This is a genomic window from Sphaerisporangium sp. B11E5 (genome assembly GCF_039871875.1).
Lineage (GTDB): Bacteria > Actinomycetota > Actinomycetes > Streptosporangiales > Streptosporangiaceae > Sphaerisporangium.
In genome coordinates, this window is record NZ_JBDPMD010000014.1 from 1 (window position 1) to 25,488 (window position 25,488).

Consider the following 25,488-nt stretch of genomic DNA (forward strand, 5'->3'; position numbering starts at 1 on the left):
CAGGTGGTCGGGAGGGGTTCGGCGGGGGAGCGGGGTGGGATCAGGGTGCCGTCGTGGAGTTCCAGGACCCGGTCCGCCAGGGAGAGCAGGGCGGGGTCGTGGGTGGCCACCAGGGCGGTCACGCCTTCGCTGCGGACCACCGCTCTCAGGAGTTGCATTATCTGGCGGGCGGTCTGGGAGTCCAGTTGGCCGGTGGGTTCGTCGGCGACGATCAGGCGGGGGCGGTTGGCCAGGGCGCGGGCCACGGCCACGCGTTGCTGCTGGCCGCCGGAGAGTTCGTAGGGGCGTTGGTTGGCGTGCTGGTCCAGGCCCACCATGGCGAGGAGCATCTTGATGCGGGCCTCGCGGTCGGGGACGGGGGTGCGGGTCAGGCGCATCGGCACGCCTACGTTCTCGGCGGCGGACAGGACGGGGATCAGGCCGAAGGACTGGAAGACGAAGCCGATGACGTCGCGGCGCAGCCTCAGGAGGTCGGACTCCGGGAGGTCGGTGACGACGTGACCGGCGACGACCACGCGGCCGGCGTCGGGGCGGTCGAGGCCGCCGACCTGGTTGAGCAGGGTGGTCTTGCCGGAGCCGGAGCGGCCGCGGACGGCGACCAGTTCGCCGGGGTTGACGGTGAAGGAGACGTCGCGGAGGGCGACGACCTCTTTGGGGCCGGTGCGGTAGACCTTGCGCAGGCCCTCGACGGTCACCAGTGGCTCGTGGTTCATTCGGTGTCCTCAGCCTGTGGCCGGTCGGGCCACACTCCGATGTGGTCGCGTTCCAGCTCCAGCCGCACCCGCCGTTCCATGCCGAGCGCCCCGGTGAAGTCCCGGGGGAGCTGGAGCCGTCCCACCCGGTCGAGCACGGCGTACTCCTCGGCGATGATCTGCCCGTCGGACGAGGCCCGGCGTAGCGTCTCGCTGCTGGTGCGGCCGTCGCGGATGCCCACCGTGCGGTCCACCTGCTCCGACACCAGCGGGTCGTGCGTCACGATCACCGAGGTGACGCCGAGCTCCCGGGTGGCGCGGCGCAGCGCGGTGAACACCTGCTCGGAGTTCTCGCTGTCCAGCTCACCGGTCGGCTCGTCCGCCAGGATCACCTGCGGCGTGTTGGCGAGCGCCACCGCGATGGCCACCCGCTGCTGCTCGCCGCCGGACATCTCGGACGGCTTGCGGTCCGCGCAGTACCCCACCCCGAGCAGATCCAGCAACTCGCCGGGGTCGGCCCCGCCCCGGTTGCGCGCCAGCCGCACCGGCAGCCGCACGTTCTCGCGGGCGGTGAGGTACGGCAGCAGGTTGCGGGCCGTCTGCTGCCAGATGAAGCCCACCACCTCGCGCCGGTACCGCAGCCGGTCCTTGGCCGTCATGGACAGCAGGTCCGTGCCCGCCACCCGGGCGACCCCGGCGGTCGGCACGTCCAGCCCGGACAGCACGTTGAGCAGTGTCGACTTGCCCGACCCCGACGCGCCGACGATGGCGATCAGCTCGCCTTTCTCGACGAGCAGGTCCAGGCCCTGCAGCGCCACCACTTCGACGCCCTCGGTCTTGTAGATGCGCACCAGGTTGTCGCACAGGATGTGCGCGTGCTCGCCGAAGACCGGCCGCTGGTGCGCGGCACGCGCCTCCAGCTCCGACAGGTCCGGTGTGTCCAGCTCGATCGGTGTGTCCATCGTCAGTCACCCACTCGCAGGATGGAGCCCAGCGACCGGCGCCGGCCGATCGCGGCGTGCAGGAACGCGCCGCCGACGGCCACGGCGGTGAGCCCGGCCGCCAGCAGCACCGGGGTGCCCGGGTCGAGCTCGTACGTCCGCACGGCGATGCCGCCCGCGTAGACGCCGAGGTCGAGCCCGGGCCCGAGGGCCGCGGGGAGCGCCAGGCCGAGCAGCAGCCCGGCGCAGGCGGTGAGGACGATCAGTGGCGTGATCTCCAGGACGGTCAGCGCCGCCGCCTGCCGTTCCGACATCCCGAGGGTGCGCAGGAACGACAGCGCCCGCACCCGGTCGGCGGCCCCGACCACCAGCGCGATGATCACGGTGAGCAGCGCGTACACGGCGAGCGCGACGGTGACCACCTGGAAGGCGACCGTGATCGTGCTGGTCAGCGGCGTCCTGGTGATCTCGTCCAGGGAGTCGCCGAACGTCGCCACGTGGATGGACGGGCGGTTCCCTGTGGCGGCGCGCAGCCGGGAGGCGTCGATGCCCTCCCCGCCGAGCAGCAGCATGCTGGTGTAGTCGCGGGCCCCGGCGCGTTTGGAGGCGTCGTACGGCACGATGATCAGGGCGTGCGTGGTGAACCCGATGCCGTGCAGCCCGTCGGGCACGATGCCCCGTTTGCTGAGCTTCATCCGGATGTGCCACCCGATCTCGAACTCGGTCAGGTTGGCGAGGTCTGGCGACACCAGGGCAGGGATGGTGCCCGCGGGCCCGCCCACGGGCGCGGCCGGCACCTCGAGCGGGGTGCCGGCGACCAGGCGGCGGTAGGCGTCGAGGTCGAGCGCGACGACGGTGGCGGTCTTGCCGCCGAGGCCGATCTGCGCCATGCCCTTGTCGGCGGGCAGCGCGGTGCGCACACCCGGCACCTTCCGCACCCGCTCGATCACGTCGGCGGGCAGCTCCGCGGCGCTCTCCACGCGGGCGGCGGCCCCGGTGGCCTGCCACGCCGCGAGGCGCTGCGTGGAGTCCAGGGTGCCGCCGACGACGGCGCCGTACACCGACACCGCGAGGGCGGGCAGCAGGATCAGCACGGGCAGCGCGGTGACGGCGCGTGCGCGGGCCGCGAGGGTCATGCCGACGAACGGCACCGCAGGCCGCGCCCGGGCGGCGAGCCACACGACGAGCCGCAGCGGGTACGGGTAGCAGCGCAGGATGATCAGCGCGACGGCCACGGTGAGCGCCACCGGCACCAGCATCAGGAACGGGTCGCCCGCCGGTGCCGACCCCGCGCTGACATCGGTGGTGAGGCCGCGGCTGCGCAGCAGGTACGCCCCGGCGAGGGCCAGCACCACGACCAGCAGCTCCAGCATCACCCGGCGCGGGGACGGCCGGCGGGTCGCGACGTCGGCGCGGCGCTCGTCCAGCGGCCTGCGGTGGGCGACGGCCACCCGGGCGGCGGCGAACACCACCGTGACGACGGCGATGAGCAGTGGCCCGAGGTGCACGATCGGCGTGACCGGCCCCGGCACCAGGTACGACAGCGCGTACCCGAGCAGCGCCGCGGGCGCGCAGGCGAGCGCCACCGCCCCGGCCCCGGTCCGCACGATCTGCGCGAGGGACGCCCCTCGCGCGCGGGCCAGGGACAACGCGGGGCGCATGCGCTCGGTCAGGAGCTGCGCGGCCAGCGCGAGCACCCCGGCGGCCACGACCGCGAGGCCGCCGGTGGCGAGGTACATGAGGGCCTGCGCGGTGGCGAGCTGACGCAGGTAGCCGGTCAGCACCTCGTCCAGGGCGGTGCCGAGCTCCCAGGGGGAGAACCCGGCCGCCTGGCTCCAGCTGGTGATCTTGTCGGTGCCCGCGAGCCCGATCAGCCGGCGGAACTCCGCCACGCCGGTCACCGTGGTCGCGGCGTTGCGGGCGTCGAGGGAGGGGTTGTCCACCCCGAGGATCCAGTAGTAGCGCAGGTCGCGGCTCTCGCCGTTGAGCCGGGCCAGCGAGCTCGGCCCGGTGAGCGCCGTGATGTGGTGCTCCTCGCGGTCGGTGCCCTGCATCCTGCGCACCGACACCTTGAGCACGTTGAGGTTGTGCTCCCAGTAGCGGTCGGCCGGGTCGACCGGCTCGAAGACACCGGTCACCTTGGCGAGCATCGGGCGGCTGTTGCCGAGCACCAGCGTGGTGCCGACCGGGATCGCCATCATCTCCGAGGCGCTCTTGACCAGCGCGATCTCGAAGAGGTCCAGGTCGCGCAGGTCCGGGTGCCCGGGGACGCTCGCCTGGACCGACGGCGGGCCCGGTGGCACACCCTCGACGTACCGGATGCGCCGGTCGGCGCCGGACAGCCACGCCACGTCCACGATCTGGAGCGGGACGTGCCCCGGCCCGGCGCGCCCGGCCACCGGCGTGCCGACCGTCTTGGCGCTGTAGTGGCTGGTGTTGCCGGGCCGTGTGTCCATCAGGCCCGCCAGGGACGGCGGCAGGGAGGCGCGCCACTCGCGGTCCAGGGCCTGGAACCCGGCCTCCTCGGTGATCTGGTTCTCCGGGCCCTGGGCCCGCCGGGAGACGGTCAGGTCGGTCAGGTTGGCGCTGGTGTCCTTCAGGATGCCGTGCAGCGCGGCGTCGTAAGAGGCCTCCGCCACCCGGGGCAGCGCGCCGATCAGCAGTGCGGCGCTGAGCGCGAGCACGGCCAGCAGGGCGGCCGCGCCCCGGTGCACGCGCAGCGGCAGCAAGGGGTTCATCGGTCCTCCCCGATGCGCAGGGCGCGGCCCAGGCCCTGGCGGCGCAGCGAACGGGCGAGGGCCGCGACGATCGCGAACAGCAGCGCCGACACCGCCGCGAGCATCGCCAGCGTCGCGGGCCAGGGGATGTCGAGCAGCACCGGCGGCGTCACCGAGGACGCCTGGCCGGTGAGCACGATGTGCGGCACCACGAGCACGGCGACGACCACGGCGAGCAGTGTGCCGCCCGCCACCGACAGACCGATGAGGAACGCCTGCTCCACGGCGAGCAGCCCGAAGATCTGCCGGAAGCTCACCCCGAGGGCCCGCAGGATCGCGAACTCCGCGCCCCGCTCCCGCGCGGCCACCGCCGCGTTCACGAGGAACCCGAGTGCCGCGAAGACCAGCGCGGCGGCGAAGCCGAGGATGAGCGCGCCCTGCAGGCCGCTGGCCAGCGGGTCGTCGCGCAGTTCCCGGGTCAGCGTGCCGAGGTCCACGACGGTCTGGTCCCAGTCGGGGTGGCGGGCCAGCTCGGCCGCGGCGGGCCCGGAGTCGTGGTCCCTCGCCGCCATCCACCACTCGATCGGCGCGTGCGGCTCCCGCCCGGCGGCCACGTCCCTGGCGACCAGGGTGGGCAGGTCGGCGAGCACGGCGGGGACGCCCGCCGCGGTGCCCGGCATGGCCCGGACGATCCCGGCGACGGTGATCTGCACCGGCCGCCCGTCCAGTTCCATCAGACCGCCGCCGCCCACGGCGAGCCGCTCCCGGGCCGCGACGTCGGAGGTGATCACCACGGGCATCGGGCGGAAGATCGACGGGTTGCGCCCGGCGTCCGCGCCGGCGGGCGGGCTCGGACGTCCGTCGTTCCCGTTGGGGGGAGTCGTGAACAGCTCCTCGTCCGGGACGTCCGCGGGCGCGGCGATCAGCGCGACGTCCTCGGGGCCCGCGGGCTCACCGGGGACCATCCCGGACGGCTTGTGGACCCGCACAGTGAACAGGCCGGGTCCGGCGGTGACCTGCTCGCCGGTCAGGTGACCCTCCCGCCGCGCCAGGTGGCCCCACCGCACACCCGAGGGGAGCGTCACCCGGGCGCCGTCGCCGGTGCTGATCGCGTCCACCGCCAGCTCCAGCCCGCTGCCGTCGAGCGGCACCGGCACCTGGACGCTGAACCCCCGGATCGCTAGCGGGTAGGCGAGCCGGCCCTCCTGGCCGGCGAGCGCGGTGAGGTCGGCGGTGAGGCGGTGCGCCGCGCCGTCGGCGTCCAGCGGCCCGAACGAGACGTGCCGTTGCACGCCGAGCGCGTCGGTCAGCACCATGCGCAGCCGCAGCGCCACGTACTGCTCGGCCACCTCGGGCCGGTCCAGGCGCAGCCGCACGTCCAGGGCGAGTGAGTCCGGGGTGCCGGGCAGCGGCACGGACGGCACGGAGGGCCGCCCGGCGGCGAGCCGGCCGGCCAGGGCGGTCATCGGCACGGGGGACAGGTCGTCGCGCAGGGTCACCATCGTGCCGAGCTTGGCGGCGTCGGCCGCCAGAAGGGTGACGTTCCCCTGGGAGAAGGCGACGTTGCCCCGGTAGACGGGGCTGACGGCGGTCACGCCGGGCAGCGCCGCGTACGCCGCGCCGCGCCCCATGCGGCCGAGCTGGGCCGAGTCGGGCGGCGCGGAGGCCCGCAGGTCGGCGCCGGCCAGGTGGCGCGCCTGGTCGAGCTGGGAGCCGCGCCACGTCGCCGCGGTCGCCATGGACACCACGCCGATCGCCACCGCCATGGTGAGCAGCAGCGCGGGGCCGGAGTAGCGGGCCGGGCGGCGGCTCACCTGCCAGGACCCCAGTGCGGGGGCGAGGCCGCGCCGCCGCGAGGTGATGCGCTCGGCGAGGCGGGAGACGCGCGGCACCAGCCGCAGCCCGAGCATGCCCCCGCACAGCAGCGCGAGCGCCGGGCCGGTCACGATCAGCGGGTCGATGCCGAGGTCGCCGGTGCTGGTGGCGGTCACCGGGGCGCCGTACCGCTGCAACTGCCAGATGGCGAGCGCCGCGACCACCCCGAGGGCGACGTCGCCGCCGGCCCGCTGCAGCCAGCCCTGCCGGTCGCCCCGGCCGCGCAGCGACTGCTCCTCGACGTAGGTGCGCCGGGCGCCGCGCAGCGCGGGCAGCGCCAGCAGGACGGCGCACGCCAGCGCCACCCCGGCGGACACCGCGAACGCCGTGCCGTCCGGCTCGGCGGCGACGTCCACCCCGGCGGCCCTGATCCACGGCAGGGTGTTGACGAGGCCGAGCAGCGGGGGAGCGAGGAACGGCGCCACCAGGGCGCACGGCACGGCCACCAGCAGGGTCTCGGCGCCCGCCAGCAGGCCGAGCCACACGCTGCCCGCGCCGCGCGAGCGCAGCAGCGCCACCTCCATGCGGCGGTGGTCGGCCAGCAGGCGGGCGGTGAGGATCAGCGCGTACGCGGCGAGCAGCAGCAGTTGCAGCACCGGGACCAGCATCGTGGACCGCGCGACCAGGGCGGCCCGGTCCAGGGCGGTCAGCATGTCGGGCAGCCGGCTGAACGTCTCGCACGTGGGGCAGTCGCGTTCGAGCGCGTCGCCGAGGCGGGCCACCGAGGCGGCGAACGGCCGCAGGCTGCTCTGGTCGAGGCCCGACAGGTCCGGGACGGCGGTCCAGACGAAGTTCACGCTGGTGGTGAAACGGGCGAGGAAGGTCTCGCGCGGCACCATCAGCGGGCCGTAGGTGGTGTAGTCGCCGCGCTCCATGCCCTTGCGGAGCAGTTCCTCGCCGGCCCAGCGCTCGGCGTAGGGGTCGCGGAGCTGGTACACGCCGGTGAGCGTGACCCGCACCGGTTTGTGGTCCAGGCGGCCCACCACGACGAACTCCTGCCCGGTGGTGAGGTCCATGGCCTCGGCCGCGGGCTGGGACAGCACGGCCTCCACGGCGCCGCCCGCGGCGGGCCGGGGCCAGGAGCCCTCCAGCAGCCGGGCCTGCCGGTCAAGGCCGTCGTAGGTGCCGAACCGGGTCAGCTCCGGATGCTCCAGGCGCTGCTGGCCGGGCATGGCGTAGGAGTCGGACTCGGCGCTGAGGCTGATCTCGTGCGGGACCGGCGCGGTGCCCTGGCCCGTGCTCAGCTCGCCGATCCGGGCGCGGACGGCGCCGTCGGCCGCGGGGAAGCCGCCCTCGCGGATGGAGGCGCTGACGGTGGTGGCGGTGACGGTCGTCGGGGCGGTCCGCATGGCGCGCTTCACACCGACGTCGGCGACGGTGGAGGCGTACATGGTCAGCGCGACCAGGGTGGTGGTCGCGAGGAGGATCGACCCGAACGCGGCGAACACCAGCAGGGGCTCGCTGAAGGCACGCCTCAGCACCAGAGGTGTCCGCCCCCGCATGAACCGCCTCCCGCTGCGTTATGTCCGTTTCGTACACCCTAATTGCGGATCTTCAGCAGGGAAGAGGCCGGGACTCACGGTGATAGAGCCGATATCCAGCGGGGACGGCCCTGTGATATCGAAATCGTGACATTTCCCGAATACCCGGGTGCCAGGCATTTCCGGACACGACGAAACGCCGCGTCCTCGGTGAGGACGCGGCGCCAGAACGGCCGGGCCGGAGCCCGGTACGGCTACTTGGCCTGCAGGGCGGCAGCGCGCTTGGCGATGGCCGACTTGCGGTTGGCAGCCTGGTTCTTGTGGATGACGCCCTTGCTGACGGCCTTGTCGAGCTGACGCGAAGCGGCGCGCATCAGGGCGGTGGCCTCATCGGCCTTGCCCTGCTCGGCGGCCTCGCGGAACTTGCGGATCGCGGTCTTCAGCGAAGACTTGACGGCCTTGTTGCGCATCCGGGCCTTTTCGTTCTGCCGGTTGCGCTTGATCTGGGACTTGATGTTCGCCACGAAAAAGCCTCGGTGAAAGTCGATGGATGGGGCGCGCGGGCAGAGAGGGCGCGCCACACGCAGTTGTACAGGGTACCAACTCGCGAGGTGCCTCCCCAAATCGGAGATCACGGCACACCCCCGCAGGTTTATGTTAGCGCAGGCAAGAGATCGGTGGTCGTGCCTGCCGGTAAACTGATGGGGTAGAGCGCGGCAGCGGCACGCCCGCCAGGCTCTCGCCTCGTCGTCAATCAGTTGAAACGGACCCCGGTGCGCATCCAGCCTGGCCAGACCGACCCCGCGTTGATCCGCAACTTCTGCATCATCGCGCACATCGACCACGGCAAGTCCACCCTCGCCGACCGGATGCTCCAGCTCACCGGTGTCGTGGACGACCGGCAGATGCGGGCGCAGTACCTCGACCGCATGGACATCGAGCGTGAGCGCGGCATCACCATCAAGTCGCAGGCCGTCCGCCTCCCCTGGGACGGCCACGTGCTCAACATGATCGACACGCCGGGCCACGTCGACTTCACCTACGAGGTCTCGCGGTCCCTGGAGGCGTGCGAGGGCGCGATCCTGCTGGTGGACGCCGCGCAGGGCATCGAGGCGCAGACCCTGGCCAACCTGTACCTGGCCATGAACGCCGACCTGCACATCATCCCGGTGCTCAACAAGATCGACCTGCCCGCCGCGCAGCCCGACAAGTACGCCGAGGAGATCGCCGGGCTGATCGGCTGCGAGCCGTCCGACGTGATGCGCGTGTCGGGCAAGACCGGCGCCGGCGTCAAGGAGCTGCTCGACCACGTGGTCCAGCACGTGCCCGCCCCGGTGGGCGACGCGGACGCCGCGGCCCGTGCGCTGATCTTCGACTCGGTCTACGACACCTACCGCGGCGTCGTCACCTACGTCCGGGTGGTGGACGGCAGCCTGTCCAAGCGCGAGCGCACCATCATGATGTCCACCGGCGCCAGCCACGAGACCCTGGAGATCGGGGTCATCTCGCCCGAGCCGGTGCCGTCCATGTCGCTCGGCGTCGGGGAGGTCGGCTACCTCATCACCGGCGTCAAGGACGTCCGCCAGGCACGGGTCGGCGACACCGTCACCTCCGCGGCTCGCCCCGCGGCCGAGGCGCTCGGCGGGTACGACCACCCGCGCCCCATGGTGTACTCCGGCCTCTATCCCATCGACGGTGACGACTACCCCGAGCTGCGCGAGGCCCTCGACAAGCTCCGGCTGAACGACGCGGCGCTGGTCTACGAGCCTGAGACCTCCGCGGCGCTCGGGTTCGGGTTCCGCTGCGGGTTCCTCGGGCTGCTGCACATGGAGATCGTCCGCGAGCGGCTGGAGCGCGAGTTCAACCTCTCGCTCATCTCCACCGCGCCGAACGTCATCTACCGCGTCATCATGGAGGACGCCAAGGAGCTCGTCGTCACCAACCCCTCGGAGTTCCCGGCCGGCAAGATCGCCGAGATCTACGAGCCCACGGTGAAGGCCACGCTGCTGTCCCCGGCCGAGCACATCGGCGCCATCATGGAGCTGTGCCAGGGCCGCCGCGGCTCGCTGCGCGGCATGGACTACCTGTCGGAGGACCGCGTCGAGATCCGGTACACCCTGCCGCTCGGCGAGATCATCTTCGACTTCTTCGACCAGCTCAAGTCCCGCACCCGCGGGTACGCCTCGCTGGACTACGAGCCCTCGGGCGAGCAGTCGGCCGACCTGGTCAAGGTGGACATCCTGCTCCAGGGCGAGGCGGTGGACGCGTTCAGCGCCATCGTGCACCGCGACAAGGCGTACGCCTACGGTGTCGAGATGGCCAAGAAGCTCAAGGAGCTCATCCCGCGGCAGCAGTTCGAGGTGCCCATCCAGGCCGCCATCGGCTCCCGGGTGATCGCCCGCGAGAACATCCGCGCCATCCGCAAGGACGTCCTCGCCAAGTGTTACGGCGGTGACATCACCCGTAAGCGCAAGCTCCTGGAGAAGCAGAAGGAAGGCAAGAAGCGCATGAAGATGGTCGGCCGGGTCGAGGTGCCGCAGGAGGCCTTCGTCGCCGCGCTGTCCACCGAGTCCGCGAGCGTGGACAAGGCCAGGAAGTGACGACCGCGTGCCTTCTGTAGTACTCGGCGGCGACCCGGTGCCCGCCACCGGCGAGCTGCCCGCGGAGGCGTTGCGCGGCCTCGGTTCGCGGCCGTTCGGCTTCTACGTGCACGTGCCGTTCTGCGTGGCCCGCTGCGGCTACTGCGACTTCAACACCTACACCGCCGCCGAGCTCGGCCCCGGCGCGTCCCGTGCCGACTACGCGTCCACCGTGATCGAGGAGATCCGGCTGGCCCGGCGCGTGCTCGGCGACGCCGACGTGCCGGTGAGCACGGTGTTCTTCGGCGGCGGCACGCCCACGCTGCTCCCGGCGGCCGACCTGGTGTCGGTCCTGCGTGCCATCGACGCCGAGTTCGGGCTGGCGCCGGGCGCCGAGGTCACCACCGAGGCCAACCCCGAGTCCACCGGCCCCGCCGCGCTGGCGGAGCTGCGGGCGGGTGGCTTCACCCGGGTCAGCTTCGGCATGCAGAGCGCCTCCCAGCACGTGCTCGGCGTGCTGGACCGCCTGCACACCCCCGGCCGCCCCGCCGCGGCCGTCCGCGAGGCCCGCGCCGCCGGGTTCGAGCACATCAGCCTGGACCTCATCTACGGCACACCCGGCGAGACCGACGACCACTGGCGCGAGTCGCTCGCCGCGGCCGTCGCCACCGCCCCCGACCACATCTCGGCGTACTCCCTGATCGTCGAGGAGGGCACCCGCCTCGCCGCCCGCATCCGCCGCGGCGAGCTCCCCATGCCCGACGACGACGTCGCCGCCGACCGCTACGCCGTGGCCGACGCCATGCTCACCGAGGCCGGCTACAACTGGTACGAGGTCTCCAACTGGGCCACGTCCCCCGAGGCCCGCTGCCGCCACAACCTCCTGTACTGGACCGGCGGCGACTGGTGGGGCGCCGGCCCCGGCGCCCACAGCCACGTCAACGGCGTGCGCTGGTGGAACGTCAAGCACCCCGCCCCCTACGCCGCCCGCCTCGCCAAGGGCATCTCCCCCGCCCAGGCCCGCGAACTCCTCACCTCCGCCGACCGCCACCTGGAACGCCTGATGCTGGAGCTCCGCCTGGCCTCCGGCTACCCCCTGTCCGACATCCCCAAGCCCTCCCGCACAGCCGCGGCCCAGGCCCTGGCCACCGGCCTCCTCGCCCCCGAGCCCTTCACCGAGGGCCGCGCCGTCCTCACCCTGAAAGGCCGCCTCCTCGCCGACGCCGTGATCCGCGACCTGACCTGACCCCGGCCCGTTCCTGCTCCGGGTTCAGGAGACGAACCGGATGTTCACCGGATACCGGTAGTTCTCTCCTCGGTTGGCGGCGACCGCGGCCATGATCATGATGATCAGGGAGCCGATCCAGAGGACGGGGAGGAGGATGAGGCCGATGATCAGGAAGGACAGGACGAAGCAGACGACGTACGCGATGACCAGGGTGATCTGGAAGTTCAGGGACTCGGCGGCCTGGTCGCGGACGTAGGGGGACTCGTCCTTCTTGACCATGTACAGGATGAGGGGGCCGACGAACGAGGTGAGCAGGCCCAGCAGGTGGGCGAGCATGGCCATCGTGGTGTCGTCGGTGCCGGGGCGCGGGCCGTAGCGACCGCGGCCGTGCGGCTCGCCGTACCCCGGCCGGAAGTGGCCGGGACCGTAGCCGGGCTGAGGACCGTAGCCGGGCTGGGGGCCGTATCCGGGCTGTCCGTAGGGCGGTTGGCCGTATCCGGGTTGGCCGTACTCAGGCTGGGCGTATCCGGGCTGGCCGTACTCAGGCTGGGCGTATCCGGGCTGGCCGTACCCGGGCTGGCCGTACCCCGGTTGGTCGTATCCAGGCTGGCCGTATCCCGGCTGGTCGTGCCCGGGCTGGGCGTACCCCGGCCGGTCGTACTCCTGGCTGTAGCCGGGCTGCGGGTACGGCTGTCCGGCCGGGGGGTGGTCCTGGGGGCCGTGGCCGGTGGGGGGCGGGGGGTCGAAGCCGGGGCGGGGGGCCTGGCGGGTCTCGTCGGTGGGGTCGGGGTCGCCGGGAGTGGCGGGGGGAGTGGTCATGGGTGCTCCTCGGTGGTCACGAAGTCGATGAGCTCCTCGACCCGGGCGAGGAGTTCGGGCTCAAGGTCGGTGTACGTGCGGACGGACCCGAGGATCCGGCGCCAGGCGTCCGCGGGGGGCAGGTGCCAGCCGAGGGCGTCGATCACGCCCTCCTTCCACGGCACGCCGCGGGGGACCACGGGCCAGGCGGGGATGCCGAGCACGGACGGTTTCACCGCCTGCCAGATGTCCACGAAGGGGTGGCCGGTGATCAGGACCTCGGGGGAGGACACCTGGGCGGCGATGCGGCTCTCCTTGGAACCGGGCACCAGGTGGTCGACCAGCACGCCGAGGCGCCGGCCCGGGCCGGGGGCGAACTCCTCGACGATCGCCGGGAGGTCGTCCACGCCTTCGAGGTACTCCACCACGACGCCCTCGACCCGCAGGTCGTGGCCCCAGATCTTCTCCACCAGGGCCGCGTCGTGCACGCCCTCGACGTAGATGCGGCTCTCGCGGGCCACCCGCGCCCGCAGGCCCGTCACGGCGACGGACCCGGACGCGCTGCGGCCGGGGGCGCGCGCGGCGGGGGTCTCGGGGCGTACCAGCGTCACCGGCCTGCCTTCCAGCAGGAACGCGGCGGGTGCCAGGGGGAAGACCCGGCGCCGTCCGAACCGGTCCTCCAGGGTGACGGCCTCCTTGTCACAGGCCACCACGGCGCCGCAGAAACCCTCCCCGGCGCCGTCGGCGTCCTCCACGACCAGGCCGGGCTCGGCGGGGACGCGCGGGATCTCGGCCCGCGGCTTTCTCCACCGGCCGCCGGCCAGAACATCCCGTCCGTAGTCCCGCATAGCAGGGCACGCTAGCAAGCTCAGGCGCCCGGCGTGGGCTGCCACCCTCCGCCGTACGGCGCGCCGCCCTGCGGCATCCGCTTGCGGAAGCGGCTGCGGCGCACCAGCACCACGATGGTGACGATCAGCGCGAGCAGGAACCCGCCGAGCGGCACGAGGAACAACGCGGCCACTCCGCCGACCAGCGCGCCGCTGTTCGCCGTCAGGGCCTTGCCCACGCCGAACACCACCCGCTGGCCTTCCTCGGCCTGGCAGGTGAACCGGTACTCGCCGGCGGCGGGCACGCCGATGTCGAACAGCAGCTCCCACAGGCGCCCGTCGGCGGTGATGGTCTGCGCGGTCGCCGGGTTGGTCAGCTTGGCCTTGCGGCCCGTGGCGGTGCTCTCGGCGATGCACGTCACGTTGGCCGGGCCGGACGACGAGGCGTACAGGGCGGGCCTCTCGGCGGGGTCCACCGCGGCCACGACACTGCCGCCGCTCTGGAACGTCTTGTCGGGTGCCGCGTCGTCGAGGGTCTTGAACAGGCCCCCGGCGAAACCGGCGACGCCGATGCCGACGCAGACCACCGCGACGATCCACGCCAGGAAGATCCACAGCAGCCGGGGCCGCACCTGGCCGCCGGTCGACGGGGGAGCGCCGTAGCCGGGGGACGGCGCGCCGTAGGACGGGCCACCGTAGCCCTGGCCGGGAGGAGGGCCGTAGCCCTGCCCGCCGGGTGGCGGGCCGTACCCGGGGGAGGGCGCGCCGTACCCGCCGGGCTGCCCGCCGTAGCCCTGCCCGGGAGGAGGGCCGTAGGGGCCGGGGCCGCCGCCGGGCGGCGGGGGGTACCCCTGACCGCCGGGCGAGGAGCCGAAGGGCGGACGATCGCCGGAGCCGCCGCCCGCCTGAGCGCCGTAGGAAGGGGTTCCCTGGGCGCCGTAAGGGGACGAGCCGGGTGCGGCCTGCTCGCCGAAGGGGTAGGGGCGCGGGATCTGCGACGTCGCGTCCTCGGGCCGGGGGGTGTTCTCGGTCATGTCGAAAGTGTGGACCATGTCACTTGCCGGCCGATAGCAACCCGCTTGTCGGGATGCCGCTCCCGGGCTGTGCCCCGCAGGTTATCGCACCGTGTCGGCAGGAGCCGTACACTTGGCACTCGGGAACACTGAGTGCCAGGCCAGACGTTCACGCAGGCACGGAGCAGGCAGGAGGTGAGCACGTTGCTCGATGATCGCAAGCTGGCGGTTCTGCGCGCCGTCGTCGAGGACTACGTGTCCACCAACGAACCCGTCGGGTCCAAGGCGTTGGCGGAGCGGCACAACCTCGGCGTCTCGCCGGCCACCGTACGCAACGACATGGCGGTGCTGGAGGAGCAGGGCTACATCGCCCAGCCCCACACCAGCGCGGGGCGGGTGCCCACCGACAAGGGCTACCGGTTGTTCGTCGACCGGCTGTCCCAGATCAAGCCGCTGTCGGCGGCCGAGCGCCGCGCGATCGAGACCTTCCTCGCCGGGGCCGTCGACCTCGACGACGTCGTGACGCGCACGGTGCGGCTGCTCGCGCAGCTCACCCGGCAGGTCGCGGTGGTGCAGTACCCCTCGCTGACCCGTTCCACGGTGCGGCACGTCGAGTTGGTGCCGTTGTCGGAGCGGCGCATCATGCTGGTCCTGATCACCAACACCGGGCGGGTCGAGCAGCGGGTCGTGGACCTTCCCGACATGGTCGAGGACGACCGCATCGCCCACCTGAGGGCCGTGCTCAACGCGTGCCTGGACGGCTGCGCGCTGAGCCGCGTGCCCGAGACGGTGGCCGACCTGCACGAGCGCCTCCCCGAGGACGACCGGCCGATGGCGGGCACGATAACGTCCGTCCTGCTGGACACGCTCGTGGACCGGCACGACGAGAAGATCGTCTTCGCCGGCACGGCCAACCTCACGGCCGACTTCACCGTCGGCCTGCGCGACGTGCTGGAGGCACTTGAGGAACAGGTCGTGCTGATGCGCCTGCTCGGGGAGGCCAGCGACTCCTCGGTGACGGTGCGCATCGGCTCGGAGAACCCCTATTCCGGCCTTCACGGCACTTCCATCGTCGCCGCCGGATACGGTTCGGGCGACAATGAACTGGCCCGGCTCGGAGTGCTGGGCCCGACGCGAATGGACTACCCGGTGACCATGGGAGCGGTGCGCGCAGTGGCACGCTATGTCGGCCAGATTCTGGCGGGGTCCTAGTGGCGCGCGACTATTACGCCATCCTCGGCGTCCGCCGCGACGCCGGACAGGACGAGATCAAGAAGGCGTATCGCCGCCTGGCGCGGGAGCTGCACCCCGACCTGAACCCCGACCCTGAGACGCAGGAGCGTTTCAAGGAGATCAACCAGGCGTACGAGGTCCTGTCGGACCCCAACAAGCGCCAGATGTTCGATCTCGGCGCCGACCCGTTCGGCGGGGGCGGCAGCCCCGGGGGGGCCGGTGCCGGGTTCGGCGCGGGGTTCCCGTTCAGCGACATCATGGACGCCTTCTTCGGCGGTGGCGCGGGGGCGCGCGGGCCGCGCTCGCGGGCGCGGCGTGGCCGCAACGCCACCATCCGCGTGGAGCTGGACCTCGCCGAGTCGGCGTTCGGCACCACCCGCGAGCTCGTCGTGGACACCGCCGTCCTGTGCGAGGTCTGCCACGGCTCCGGCGCCGCCTCGGGCACCCACCCCGACACCTGCGACATGTGTCACGGCCGCGGCGAGATCTCCCAGGTGACCCGCTCGTTCCTCGGTCAGGTCATGACCGCCCGCCCGTGCCCGCAGTGCGGCGGGTTCGGCTCCATCATCCAGCACCCCTGCCAGGAGTGCTCCGGCGACGGCCGCGTGCGCACCCGCCGCACCATCAAGGTCCGCATCCCCGCGGGCGTCGAGGACGGCACCCACATCCAGCTCGCCGGCGAAGGCGAGATCGGCCCCGGCGGCGGCCCCCCCGGCGACCTGTTCCTCGAGATCGTCGAGCGCCCCCACCAGATCTTCGAGCGCCGCGGCGACGACCTCCACTGCACCGTCCAGATCCCCATGACCGCCGCCGCCCTGGGCACCATCCTCACGGTGGAGACCCTGGACGGCGCCGAGGAGATCGACGTCCGTCCCGGCACGCAGTCCGGCCAGGTCATCCCTCTGTACAGCAGAGGCGTACAGCACCTGAACGAGACCGGCCGGGGCGACCTCCTGATCCACGTGAACGTGGAGACCCCCACCCGCCTGGACACCGCCCAGGAGGAGCTGCTGAAGGAGCTCTCCAAGCTCCGCGGCGAGGAGCGCCCTCCCGGCAAGTTCGCCCCCGGCCAGCAGGGTTTCTTCTCCCGTCTCCGCGACGCCTTCAACGGCCGCTGACCGGGCCTGCCTCCTGACCCCTCAGCGGCGGCGCAGTGACGGGTCGAGCAGCGCGGGGGGCGTGTCGAACTTCTCCTGAGGTGCGAGGTCGGTGCCCGGGGGGACGATCGAGTCGATGGCGTCGAGGAGGTCGGGGGAGAGCGCGGTGTCCGCGGCGGCCAGTTGCGCGTGCAGGTGGTCCAGGGTGCGGGGGCCGATGATCGCGCTGGTGACGGCGGGGTGCGCGGTGACGAATCCCAGTGCGAGCTGGATCAGCGTCAGGCCGGCCTCGTCGGCGATCTTCGCCAGGAGTTCGACGGCGTCGAGTCGGGCGCGGTTGGACGGTATGGAGAGGTCGAAGCGCTCGGGCAGGAGCGCCGAGCGGTTGGTGGTGAACTGCCGGCCCTCGCGGACGGCGCCCGACAACCAGCCCGAGGCCAGGGGGCTCCACGCCAGCACGCCGAGGCCGTACTGCTGGGTCACGGGGAGCACGTGGGTCTCGATGCCGCGTTGCAGGATCGAGTAGCTGGGCTGCTCGGTGACGTAGCGGCTCAGGTGGTGGTCCCGGGCGGCCCATTGGGCTTGCACGAGGCGGTACGCCGGGAAGGTCGAGGAGCCGAAGTAGCGGATCTTCCCGGCGCGCTGCAGGTCGGTCAGGGCGGACAGGGTCTCCTCGTCGCTGGTCGCCGGGTCCCAGCGGTGGATCTGGTAGAGGTCGACGTGGTCGACGCCGAGGCGGCGCAGGCTGGCGTCCAGTTCGGTGATCAGCCAGCGCCGTGAGGCGCCCCGGTGGTTGCGGTCGTCGCCCATCGGCATGCACGCCTTGGTGGCCAGCACGATGTCGTCGCGGCGGCCGGCGATGGCCTTGCCGACCATTTCCTCCGACTGGCCGTCGCTGTACATGTCGGCGGTGTCGATGAGGTTGATCCCCGCTTCGAGGGCGGCGTCGACGATGGCGGTGGCCTCGTCCTGGGTGGTGCGGCCGATCGTGCCGAAGTTCATCGCGCCGAGCACGAGGGTGCTGACCTGCACGCCGGTGGGGCCCAAGGTGCGGTACTGCATGGGGTGTTCCTCCAACTGTGAAGTGGTCCCTGGATCTGGCATCATCGGGTAAACGGAACCTGGTTCCACAAACGATACGGAACGTGGTTCCGTTTGGCAAGCTCGGACGGCGGAGGGAACGGCGCGGTGGACGACGAGGGCGCGGGGCGTGCGGCACCCCGCAAGCGGGCCGACGCCCGGCGCAACGAGAGGACGCTGCTCGACGCCGCCGCGGCGGTCTTCGTGACCTCGGGGGTCGAGGCGCCGGTGCGCGACATCGCGGCCAGGGCCGGGGTCGGGGTGGCCACGATCTACCGCCACTTCCCGACCCGGGCGGACCTGATCATCGCCGTCTACCGGCACCAGGTCGAGGCCTGCGCCGAGGCCGGTCCGGCCCTGCTGGCGAGCGGTGCGACTCCGCACGCCGCACTGGGGCGGTGGATCAACCTGTTCGTCGACTTCCTCGTCACCAAGCACGGGCTCGCCGCCGTGCTGCGGTCGGGCGACGCCGGCTTCGACGCGCTGCACACCTACTTCCTCGACCGGCTCGTCCCCGTGTGCGCCCAGCTGCTCGAAGCCGCGGCCGGCGCCGGCGAGATCCGCTCCGGCGTCGAGGCCTACGAGCTCATGCGCGGTGTCGGCAACCTCTGCATCGGCGCGGACAACGATCCCCGCTACGACGCACGCCGGATGGTCGAGATCCTCATCGCGGGACTGCGTCTGCCGCGCTGAGGCCGCGCCTGCGCGGAACATGGTTCCGGACCAAGGTGGCCCGGACGGCCGGGTTAACGTCGTAGGTAGGTGAGCAGGCCGCGTCGGTCGGGGGGTGGGTCGCCGTGGAGCGGGATCGGCAGATTGATCTCGTGCGGGGGCTCGCGATCGTGATGGTGGTCGTGGGGCACTGGCTGGCCATTCACGTGACCCACGACGGCGGGCGGTACCAGGGCGGGAGCGTTCTCGAGCTGGTGCCGTGGACGCATCCGCTGACCTGGGTGTTCCAGGTCATGCCGCTGTTCTTCCTCGTCGGGGGGTACGCCAACGCGGCGTCGCTGCGGTCGCACGTGCGACGTGGCGGGAACGCGGCGGGGTGGGCGCTCGGGAGGGCCGTGCGGCTGGTGTGGCCGACGACGGTGCTGGTGTGCGTGCTCGCGGCGGCCGCCCTCACGGCCAGGGCGGCGGGGGCCGATCCGGGGCTGGTGGGGACGGCGGTGTGGCTGGCCACGATCCCGTTGTGGTTCCTCGTGGCCTACCTCGCGGTCGTGTTCCTCACGCCGTTCATGTACGCGCTGCACCGGCGCGCGGGCCTCGCCGTGCCGGTGGGGCTGGCGGCCGTGGTGGGGCTGGTGGACCTGGCCCGGCTCGGCTTCGGCGTGCCGTACATCGGGACGGCGAACTACCTGCTGGCGTGGCTGGCCGTCCACCAGACGGGCTTCGTCATGCGGGACGGCGGGCTGCCGTCACGGTGGGGGATTCCCATGGCGGCCGGAGGGGTCGCCGCGCTGGTCCTGCTCACCGTCCCCGGGCCCTACCCCGTCAGCATGGTGGGCATCGGCGGCGAGCAGAACCAGAACACCGCCCCGCCCACCCTCGCGCTTCTCGCCCTCGCCGTGGCCCAGACGGGCATCGTGCTCGCCACCCGCGAACCGGCGCGGCGATGGCTGCGCCGGCCACGCCCCTGGGCGGCCGTGGTCGCGGTCAACTCGGTGGTCCTCACGCTGTTCCTCTGGCACATGACGGCCGCCGTCATCGGCGTCCTCCTGCTGTACGGCACCGGAGCCCTCCCGCCGGCCGCCCCCGTCTCCCCGCTCTGGCTCGCCCTGCGCGTCCCCTGGCTCGCCACGCTGGCCCTGATCCTGGCCGCCCTGGTCGCCGCCTTCGGCCGTTTCGAGCGGCGCGCGGCCCTGGCGGGCGCCGCGGTGCCGGCGGTGCGGGGCCCGGTGCCCACCGCGCTGATCGTCACCGGGGCGGCCTCCGTGGTCGCCGGCCTCCTCGCCGTCGCCCTGTCAGGACCCGCCCGCGACGGCCCCCTCGGCCTGCCGCCCGGCGTGTTCGTCTACTTCGGCGGCGTGTTCCTGCTCGCCGCGCTCCGGCGGCGCCACTCCCTGCCCCAGGCGGGCGCCCGTGCTCCGGGCGAGGAGAGAGCTGGCTAAGGTTTCACGGGTGAGCGTGCCTGTGTTCCTGGCGGACGACCTGTCGGGCGAGGAGATCGTGCTGGACGGCGCCGAGGGCCGGCACGCCGCAGCCGTGCGCCGGTTGCGGCCGGGGGAGCGGGTGGACCTCACCGACGGCGCGGGCACGGTGGCCGAGGGCGAGGTGCGGGCCGCCGGCAAGGACAACCTGCGGGTGGCGGTGCTCGGACGGCGGGTCGTCCCGCCGCCGGCGCCGCGGCTGGTGGTCGTTCAGGGGCTCCCCAAGGGCGACAGGGGCGAGCTGGCGGTCGAGATGATGACCGAGGCCGGGGTGGACGTCATCGTGCCCTGGGCCGCGGCGCGGTGCGTCACCGTGTGGAAGGGCGACCGGGGGGCCAGGTCCCTGGCCCGCTGGCGGTCGGCGGCCCGCGAGGCGGGCAAGCAAGCCCGTCGTTTCCACCTGCCCGAGGTGACGGAGCAGGCGACCACCGCGCAGGTGGCGGAGCTGCTGCGCGGCGCCGCCACGGCCGCCGTGCTGCACGAGGAGGCCGCCGAGCCGCTGTCCCGCCTGCCCCTGCCCGGGGAGGGCGACATCGTGGTCGTGGTCGGCCCCGAGGGCGGCGTGGACGGCGCCGAGCTCACCAGGTTCCGCGAGGCCGGCGCGGTCCCCGCGCTGCTCGGCCCCACGATCCTGCGCACCTCCACCGCGGGTGTCGCCGCGGCGGCGGTGCTGCTCGCCCGCACCGGCCGGTGGTGACCGGCGACCTCAGTCGCCGGCCTGCTGGTCCTGCGCGGGGGCGTCCGACGGCCCGTCGGTCTGCATCTGCGGCGTCACGCTGACCGTCGGGGTGGGCTCGGCGGGCGTGGGGGTGGGCTCGGTCGGGGCGGCGGGCGTCGGCGCCTTGGTGGGGGTCTTGGACTGGGTGGGCCTCGGCTTGGGTTCGGTGGTGCGGCCCTCGGGGTCGGACTCCGACTCGGACTCCGACGGCGCCGGGCACGGCGCCCCGTCCGAGGGCGGCGCGGTCGCGCAGTCGGCGCCCGGGGTGGGCAGGGTGCTCGGCTTGGGGACCATCGTGGACGCGCCCGGTGTCGGCGAGGCCGGCAGGGGGCGGGTGGAGCCGCCGGTGGTGGGCGGCAGGTTGCCGGGCGGTCTGCGCGTGCTCGACTCGTCAGGTGGGGCGGTGTCGTACTGGACGGGCATGATGGAACGCTGGTCGCCACCGCCGTCGCCGCGCAACGAAGGCACGAACGCTACGATCGCGGCCGCCACCAGCACGGCCCCGAAGGCCGACGCGGCGGCGCGCCACCAAAAGATGCCCCGTGACCCGCGCTGCTCGATGCGGGTCCGGATGATCTCCAGTCCTTCCGCGGAGGGCACGACGGAATCCGCCTCCGCACGCAAGACACGGCGCAGGATGTCGCCGTACTCGTCGGGGGACTCGGTCATGACAGTTGCTCCAGTAAAGTCCGTAAGGCGGCCATTCCGCGGGCTGTGTGGCTCTTCACCGCACCCTTGCTGATGCCCATGGCACCGGCGATCTCCGCTTCGGAGAGGTCGCCGTAGTACCGCAGCACCAGAGCCTCGCGCTGCCGTGCCGGGAGCCCCCTCAGGGCCTCGATCACGGCGGACCGTTCGAGCTCGCCGATCGCGCCGTTCTCGGCACTCGGCGCGTCGGGCAGCCCCTTCGGAGCGTACTTCTCGACGACGGCCCGGTGGCGAAGCACGGAGCGCGAGCGGTTGACGACCGACTGTCGCAGGTAGGCGAGTGCCTTGTCGGTGTCGCGCAGACGACGCCACGCCCCATGAAGGGCGACGAAGGCGTCCTGTACGACTTCCTCCGCGGTGGCGCTGTCGCGGACCAACAGCACGGCCAGACGCACGAGCGACCGATAGTGGGCACTGTAAAGCGCCGTAACGGCCACGTCGGCGTCCCAACCGACGGGCACCGCCCCGAGCGACCTGTCGGCCACGAGGGTCTCGGTGGTCACATCAGTTGGACGCACGGCCTTTCCAGAGGGTTTACGCTCTGCCGGTTCTTTAGGGGGCATGACCCAGTTCGTGTCCTCGCCGGTGGCCTCGCCGACACTGACCGCTGCTGACGCTGAAGTGTCGCACACCAACCCTAGCCGGGGGGATCATTCCGCGCTGCCTCCTCGGTATTACCGATTGGCAACAGAGGTGACTACCATGCGGGCGTGACAGACTGCCTGTTCTGCAAGATCGTGACCAAGGAGATCCCGGCCACGATCGTCCACGAGACCGACCGCACCGTGGCGTTCCGGGACGTCAACCCGCAGGCGCCCACGCACGTGCTGGTCATCCCCAAGGGCCACTACGAGAACGCCGCCGCGCTCGCCGAGGCGGACGACGGCCTGGCGGACGAGGTGCTGAAGGCCGCGCACGCCGTGGCGGTCCGGGAGGGGGTCGCCGGCGGCGGGTACCGGCTGGTGTTCAACACCGGCCCGCAGGCCGGCCAGACCGTCTTCCACGTGCACGCCCACGTGCTCGGCGGGCGCACCCTGACCTGGCCGCCCGGCTGACGACGACCGGACGAGAACCGCACCCCGGCGGCGGCCCGCGCCCGGATACCATGGGCTTATTCAGCGGCGCGGCCCGGCCGGATGCGAGAGCATGAATGGCGATATCCGCGTGAGACACGCACAACCCAGATAAGCAAGACCGGGAGGCGAGCAGGCCGCAAGGGCCGCCCATGTCCGAGTCACACGAGAACCGCAGTGCGCCGAACGGCGCGAAGACCGGCGAACCGCCGCGCGGCAAAGGCCCCACCCGCACCCAGGCCAAGGTCATCATCCCCGACGACCACTCCATGGTGAGCCTGCTCGGGTCCCGCGACGAGCTGCTGCGCGTCATCGAGAAGGCGTTCCGCGCGGACGTCCACGTGCGGGGCAACGAGATCACCATCAGCGGCAGCCCCGAGGAGAGCGCCCTCGTGGTGCGCCTCTTCGAGGAGATGGTGGAGCTCCTGCAGTCCGGCGCCCAGCTCACCGCCGACGCCGTCGAGCGCAGCATCGCCATGCTCCGCATGAGCACCGCACGGCCGGCCGACGTGCTGTCGCTGGACATCCTGTCCTCCCGGGGCCGCACCATCCGCCCGAAGACGGTGAACCAGAAGCGCTACGTCGACGCCATCGACAAGCACACCATCGTGTTCGGCATCGGGCCGGCGGGCACCGGCAAGACCTACCTGGCCATGGCCAAGGCCGTGAAGGCCCTGCAGGCCAAGGAGGTCAACCGCATCATCCTGACGCGGCCGGCGGTCGAGGCGGGGGAGCGGCTCGGGTTCCTGCCCGGCACGCTGTACGAGAAGATCGACCCCTACCTGCGCCCGCTGTACGACGCGCTGCACGACATGCTCGACCCCGACTCCATCCCCCGGCTGATGGCGGCGGGCACGATCGAGGTGGCGCCGCTGGCGTACATGCGCGGCCGCACGCTGAACGACGCGTTCATCATCCTGGACGAGGCGCAGAACACCTCGCCCGAGCAGATGAAGATGTTCCTCACCCGCCTGGGGTTCGGCTCCAAGATCGTCGTCACCGGCGACGTCACGCAGATCGACCTGCCGGGTGGGCAGCAGAGCGGCCTGAAGGTCGTCCAGGATATCCTGGAGGGCATCTCGGACATCTATTTCAGCAGGCTGACGAGCGTTGACGTCGTCCGGCACAAGCTGGTGAGCGACATCGTCGACGCCTACAGCCGGTACGACCTGGCGACCGCCGAGCCGCACGCCATAAAGGGCGGCAAGCGCCCCAGGGGAAGATAAGAAAATCATGAGTATCGAGGTGGCCAACGAGTCCGGAGTGGACGTCGACCAGGCCTCGCTCGTCGAGCTGGCCGGGTTCGTGCTGGCGCGCATGGGCATCCACCCGCTCGCCGAGCTGTCCATCCTGATCGTCGACGAGGCGGCCATGTCCCAGCTCCACGAGCAGTGGATGGGCGAGCCGGGGCCGACGGACGTGCTGGCCTTCCCCATGGACGAGCTGCGGCCCATGCAGGGCGGCGCCCGTCAGGACGCCGACGCGGCGCTCGATCCCGCGCTGCTCGGCGACGTGGTGCTGTGCCCGCAGGTGGCGGCCAGGCAGGCCGCCGAGGCCGGGCACGGCGCACGTGAGGAGCTTGAGCTGCTCTGCACGCACGGCATCCTCCACCTCCTCGGGTACGACCACGCCGAACCCGAGGAGCACAAGGAGATGTTCGGCCTGCAGGGTGAGCTGCTGGAAGCATGGCGGGGGGTGCGGCGGGAGCCGTGAGTTCCCCCACCGGATGGTTGCTGGCCGCCGGCTTTCTCATCGTCGTCGCCGGCCTGATCGCCAGCGCGGAGACGGCGCTGGCCCGCATCTCGCGGGTGCGCGCCGAGGAGTTCGCGCGTAAGGGACGGCGCAGCGCGCACCGCCTGCAGGCGATCGTCGCCGACCCGCCCCGGTACCTGAACCTGCTGTTGCTGCTGCGGCTGAGCTGCGAGCTCGGCGCCACGGTGATCGCGACGCTGCTGTTCATCGACCTGCTCGGCGACGAGGGGCCGGCGTACGCCGCCGCGGCCGGGGTCATGATCGTGATCAGCTACGTGATCGTGGGGGTGTCCCCGCGCACGCTCGGGCGGCAGCACGCCGAGCCGATCGCGCTGGCCGGCGCGCCCATCGTGTACGGCCTGACCCGCATCTTCGGGCCGCTGCCCAAGCTGCTGATCCTGCTCGGCAACGCCCTGACCCCCGGCAAGGGTTTCCGCGACGGGCCGTTCACCTCCGAGGCGGAGCTGCGCGACCTCGTGGACCTGGCCGAGGAGCGGCGGGTCATCGAGCCCGACGAGCGGCAGATGATCCACTCGGTGTTCGAGCTGGGCGACACCATCGTGCGCGAGGTGATGGTGCCGCGTACCGACATGGTGTTCATCGAGCGGGGCAAGACCCTCGCCCAGGCGTTGTCGCTGGCGCTGCGCAGCGGCTTCTCCCGCATCCCGGTGGTCGGCGAGAACGAGGACGACGTGGTGGGCATCGCCTACCTGAAGGACATCGTGCGGCGCGTGCACGAGTCAGGGGACAACGGCGAGACCGAGCAGGAGAAGGTCGAGTCCCTCATGCGCCCGGCCACCTACGTCCCCGACAGCAAGCCCATCGACGAGCTGATGCGCGAGATGCAGGCCCGCCAGATCCACCTCGCCGTCGTCATCGACGAGTACGGCGGCACCGCGGGCCTCGTCACCATCGAGGACGTCCTGGAGGAGATCGTCGGCGAGATCACCGACGAGTACGACCAGGAGGCCCCCAAGGTCGAGTGGCTGGACGACGGCGGTGCCCGCGTCACCGCCCGCCTCTCGGTGGACGAGCTCGGCGAACTCTTCGACACCGAGATAGACACCGAGGACGTGGACACCGTGGGCGGCCTGCTGGCCCACGCCCTGGGCCGCGTCCCCATCGCCGGCTCCCAGGCCTTCGTGGACGGCCTCAGCCTCACCGCCGAGACCACCGCCGGCCGCCGCAACCGGATCAGCACCGTGGTCGTCCACCGCCACTCCGTCTCCACCACCACGGACACCGACTGACCCGTCCTTCCCCTGCTGGGCCACACGGTAAGGTGACCGACCCGTCGGTTCCGTGGGGATATCCGGTGATGTGCGGCAAGTGCGGCAAGTGTCCTTTAAGTGGATTGCAAGTGGCAGGTGCGATCTTTTCCTCAGGCGCCCAACGGCTCGGGGCGCCGGTAGGGGGCGGCGTGCCGAGGAGGGGTTCGCGGCACGCTGTCAGGGCTGGGGGGACGCGTCACGGCCCCGGTCGGTGCGAGCCGACCGGGACCGGACGCCAGAAGGGTGCCCCGCCTG

At 72.4% G+C, this 25,488-nt stretch carries 22 protein-coding genes; 11 read left to right on the top strand and 11 right to left on the bottom strand.

Annotated elements, in window-relative coordinates:
* From ABGB17_RS15760 to rpsT, 5 genes are all read right to left on the bottom strand, one after another.
* The coding region (locus ABGB17_RS15760) for an ABC transporter ATP-binding protein (RefSeq protein WP_347629989.1) at nt 1–713 on the bottom strand (713 nt) is incomplete at its 3' end.
* Nucleotides 710–1,654: an ABC transporter ATP-binding protein gene (locus tag ABGB17_RS15765; protein ID WP_347629991.1), complete on the bottom strand. Its 945-nt coding sequence runs from the start codon at nt 1,652–1,654 to the stop codon at nt 710–712. The genes ABGB17_RS15760 and ABGB17_RS15765, both read right to left, overlap by 4 nt.
* 2 nt (nt 1,655–1,656) lie before the next feature.
* Nucleotides 1,657–4,371, bottom strand: a complete 2,715-nt coding sequence (locus ABGB17_RS15770) for an FtsX-like permease family protein (protein WP_347629993.1) — start codon at nt 4,369–4,371, stop codon at nt 1,657–1,659.
* Complete coding sequence (locus ABGB17_RS15775) at nt 4,368–7,727, bottom strand: ABC transporter permease (protein ID WP_347629995.1); 3,360 nt, start codon at nt 7,725–7,727, stop codon at nt 4,368–4,370. Before ABGB17_RS15775 ends, ABGB17_RS15770 begins: the two co-directional genes overlap by 4 nt.
* Before the next feature lie 233 nt (nt 7,728–7,960).
* The gene (gene rpsT / locus ABGB17_RS15780; protein WP_347629997.1) at nt 7,961–8,230 is read right to left on the bottom strand and encodes a 30S ribosomal protein S20; all 270 of its coding nucleotides are present in this window, start codon (nt 8,228–8,230) and stop codon (nt 7,961–7,963) included.
* A 249-nt stretch (nt 8,231–8,479) separates the two neighbouring features.
* Between rpsT and lepA the strand changes: the two genes are divergently transcribed.
* Nucleotides 8,480–10,306: a translation elongation factor 4 gene (gene lepA / locus ABGB17_RS15785; protein ID WP_347629999.1), complete on the top strand. Its 1,827-nt coding sequence runs from the start codon at nt 8,480–8,482 to the stop codon at nt 10,304–10,306.
* A 7-nt stretch (nt 10,307–10,313) separates the two neighbouring features.
* Nucleotides 10,314–11,531 carry a radical SAM family heme chaperone HemW gene (hemW, locus tag ABGB17_RS15790; protein ID WP_347630001.1) on the top strand — a complete coding sequence of 406 codons (1,218 nt, stop codon included), beginning with the start codon at nt 10,314–10,316 and terminating at the stop codon, nt 11,529–11,531.
* Between the two features lie 24 nt (nt 11,532–11,555).
* Here hemW and ABGB17_RS15795 read toward each other — a convergent pair whose 3' ends face one another.
* From ABGB17_RS15795 to ABGB17_RS15805, 3 genes are read right to left on the bottom strand one after another with little or no spacing between them, the layout of a single operon-like run.
* Entirely contained in the window at nt 11,556–12,332 is a 777-nt protein-coding gene (locus tag ABGB17_RS15795) for a DUF4870 domain-containing protein (RefSeq protein ID WP_347630003.1), read from the bottom strand.
* Nucleotides 12,329–13,159 carry a DUF3097 domain-containing protein gene (locus ABGB17_RS15800; RefSeq protein WP_347630004.1) on the bottom strand — a complete coding sequence of 277 codons (831 nt, stop codon included), beginning with the start codon at nt 13,157–13,159 and terminating at the stop codon, nt 12,329–12,331. The genes ABGB17_RS15795 and ABGB17_RS15800 overlap by 4 nt, the downstream gene beginning before the upstream one ends.
* A 20-nt stretch (nt 13,160–13,179) precedes the next feature.
* A complete protein-coding gene (locus ABGB17_RS15805; protein WP_347630006.1) occupies nt 13,180–14,172 on the bottom strand; it encodes a hypothetical protein in 993 nt (330 codons plus the stop codon).
* A gap of 183 nt (nt 14,173–14,355) precedes the next feature.
* Here ABGB17_RS15805 and hrcA point away from each other — a divergent pair, with 183 nt between their 5' ends.
* The gene (gene hrcA, locus ABGB17_RS15810) at nt 14,356–15,363 is read left to right on the top strand and encodes a heat-inducible transcriptional repressor HrcA (RefSeq protein WP_347630225.1); all 1,008 of its coding nucleotides are present in this window, start codon (nt 14,356–14,358) and stop codon (nt 15,361–15,363) included.
* Nucleotides 15,363–16,502 (top strand): molecular chaperone DnaJ, encoded by a 1,140-nt coding sequence (dnaJ, locus tag ABGB17_RS15815; protein ID WP_347630008.1) that lies wholly within the window; start codon nt 15,363–15,365, stop codon nt 16,500–16,502. The genes hrcA and dnaJ overlap by 1 nt, the downstream gene beginning before the upstream one ends.
* A gap of 21 nt (nt 16,503–16,523) precedes the next feature.
* Here the strand turns inward: dnaJ and ABGB17_RS15820 are convergent, their stop codons facing one another.
* Nucleotides 16,524–17,543 (bottom strand): aldo/keto reductase, encoded by a 1,020-nt coding sequence (locus ABGB17_RS15820; RefSeq protein ID WP_347630010.1) that lies wholly within the window; start codon nt 17,541–17,543, stop codon nt 16,524–16,526.
* Between the two features lie 126 nt (nt 17,544–17,669).
* Here ABGB17_RS15820 and ABGB17_RS15825 point away from each other — a divergent pair, with 126 nt between their 5' ends.
* The 3 genes from ABGB17_RS15825 (at nt 17,670) to ABGB17_RS15835 (ending at nt 20,408) form a co-directional block, all read left to right on the top strand.
* Nucleotides 17,670–18,254 carry a helix-turn-helix domain-containing protein gene (locus ABGB17_RS15825; protein ID WP_347630227.1) on the top strand — a complete coding sequence of 195 codons (585 nt, stop codon included), beginning with the start codon at nt 17,670–17,672 and terminating at the stop codon, nt 18,252–18,254.
* A 104-nt stretch (nt 18,255–18,358) separates the two neighbouring features.
* Entirely contained in the window at nt 18,359–19,672 is a 1,314-nt protein-coding gene (locus tag ABGB17_RS15830; protein WP_347630012.1) for an acyltransferase, read from the top strand.
* 10 nt (nt 19,673–19,682) lie between these two features.
* Nucleotides 19,683–20,408, top strand: a complete 726-nt coding sequence (locus ABGB17_RS15835; protein WP_347630014.1) for a 16S rRNA (uracil(1498)-N(3))-methyltransferase — start codon at nt 19,683–19,685, stop codon at nt 20,406–20,408.
* Nucleotides 20,409–20,417: 9 nt separating this feature from the next.
* On the opposite strand, the gene ABGB17_RS15840 is transcribed toward ABGB17_RS15835, so the two are convergent.
* A complete protein-coding gene (locus ABGB17_RS15840; RefSeq protein WP_347630016.1) occupies nt 20,418–21,098 on the bottom strand; it encodes a hypothetical protein in 681 nt (226 codons plus the stop codon).
* A complete protein-coding gene (locus ABGB17_RS15845; RefSeq protein ID WP_347630229.1) occupies nt 21,095–21,700 on the bottom strand; it encodes a SigE family RNA polymerase sigma factor in 606 nt (201 codons plus the stop codon). The genes ABGB17_RS15840 and ABGB17_RS15845 overlap by 4 nt, the downstream gene beginning before the upstream one ends.
* Before the next feature lie 147 nt (nt 21,701–21,847).
* On the opposite strand from ABGB17_RS15845, the gene ABGB17_RS15850 reads away from it, so the two are divergent.
* The 4 genes from ABGB17_RS15850 (at nt 21,848) to ABGB17_RS15865 (ending at nt 25,212) form a co-directional block, all read left to right on the top strand.
* Nucleotides 21,848–22,192: a histidine triad nucleotide-binding protein gene (locus ABGB17_RS15850; protein WP_347630018.1), complete on the top strand. Its 345-nt coding sequence runs from the start codon at nt 21,848–21,850 to the stop codon at nt 22,190–22,192.
* Nucleotides 22,193–22,479: 287 nt separating this feature from the next.
* Nucleotides 22,480–23,436 (top strand): PhoH family protein, encoded by a 957-nt coding sequence (locus tag ABGB17_RS15855; protein WP_347630231.1) that lies wholly within the window; start codon nt 22,480–22,482, stop codon nt 23,434–23,436.
* A gap of 7 nt (nt 23,437–23,443) precedes the next feature.
* The gene (ybeY, locus tag ABGB17_RS15860; RefSeq protein WP_347630019.1) at nt 23,444–23,923 is read left to right on the top strand and encodes an rRNA maturation RNase YbeY; all 480 of its coding nucleotides are present in this window, start codon (nt 23,444–23,446) and stop codon (nt 23,921–23,923) included.
* On the top strand, nt 23,920–25,212 hold the full coding sequence (locus tag ABGB17_RS15865) for a hemolysin family protein (protein ID WP_347630021.1): 1,293 nt from the start codon (nt 23,920–23,922) through the stop codon (nt 25,210–25,212). The genes ybeY and ABGB17_RS15865 overlap by 4 nt, the downstream gene beginning before the upstream one ends.
* Nucleotides 25,213–25,488: the final 276 nt, after the last annotated feature.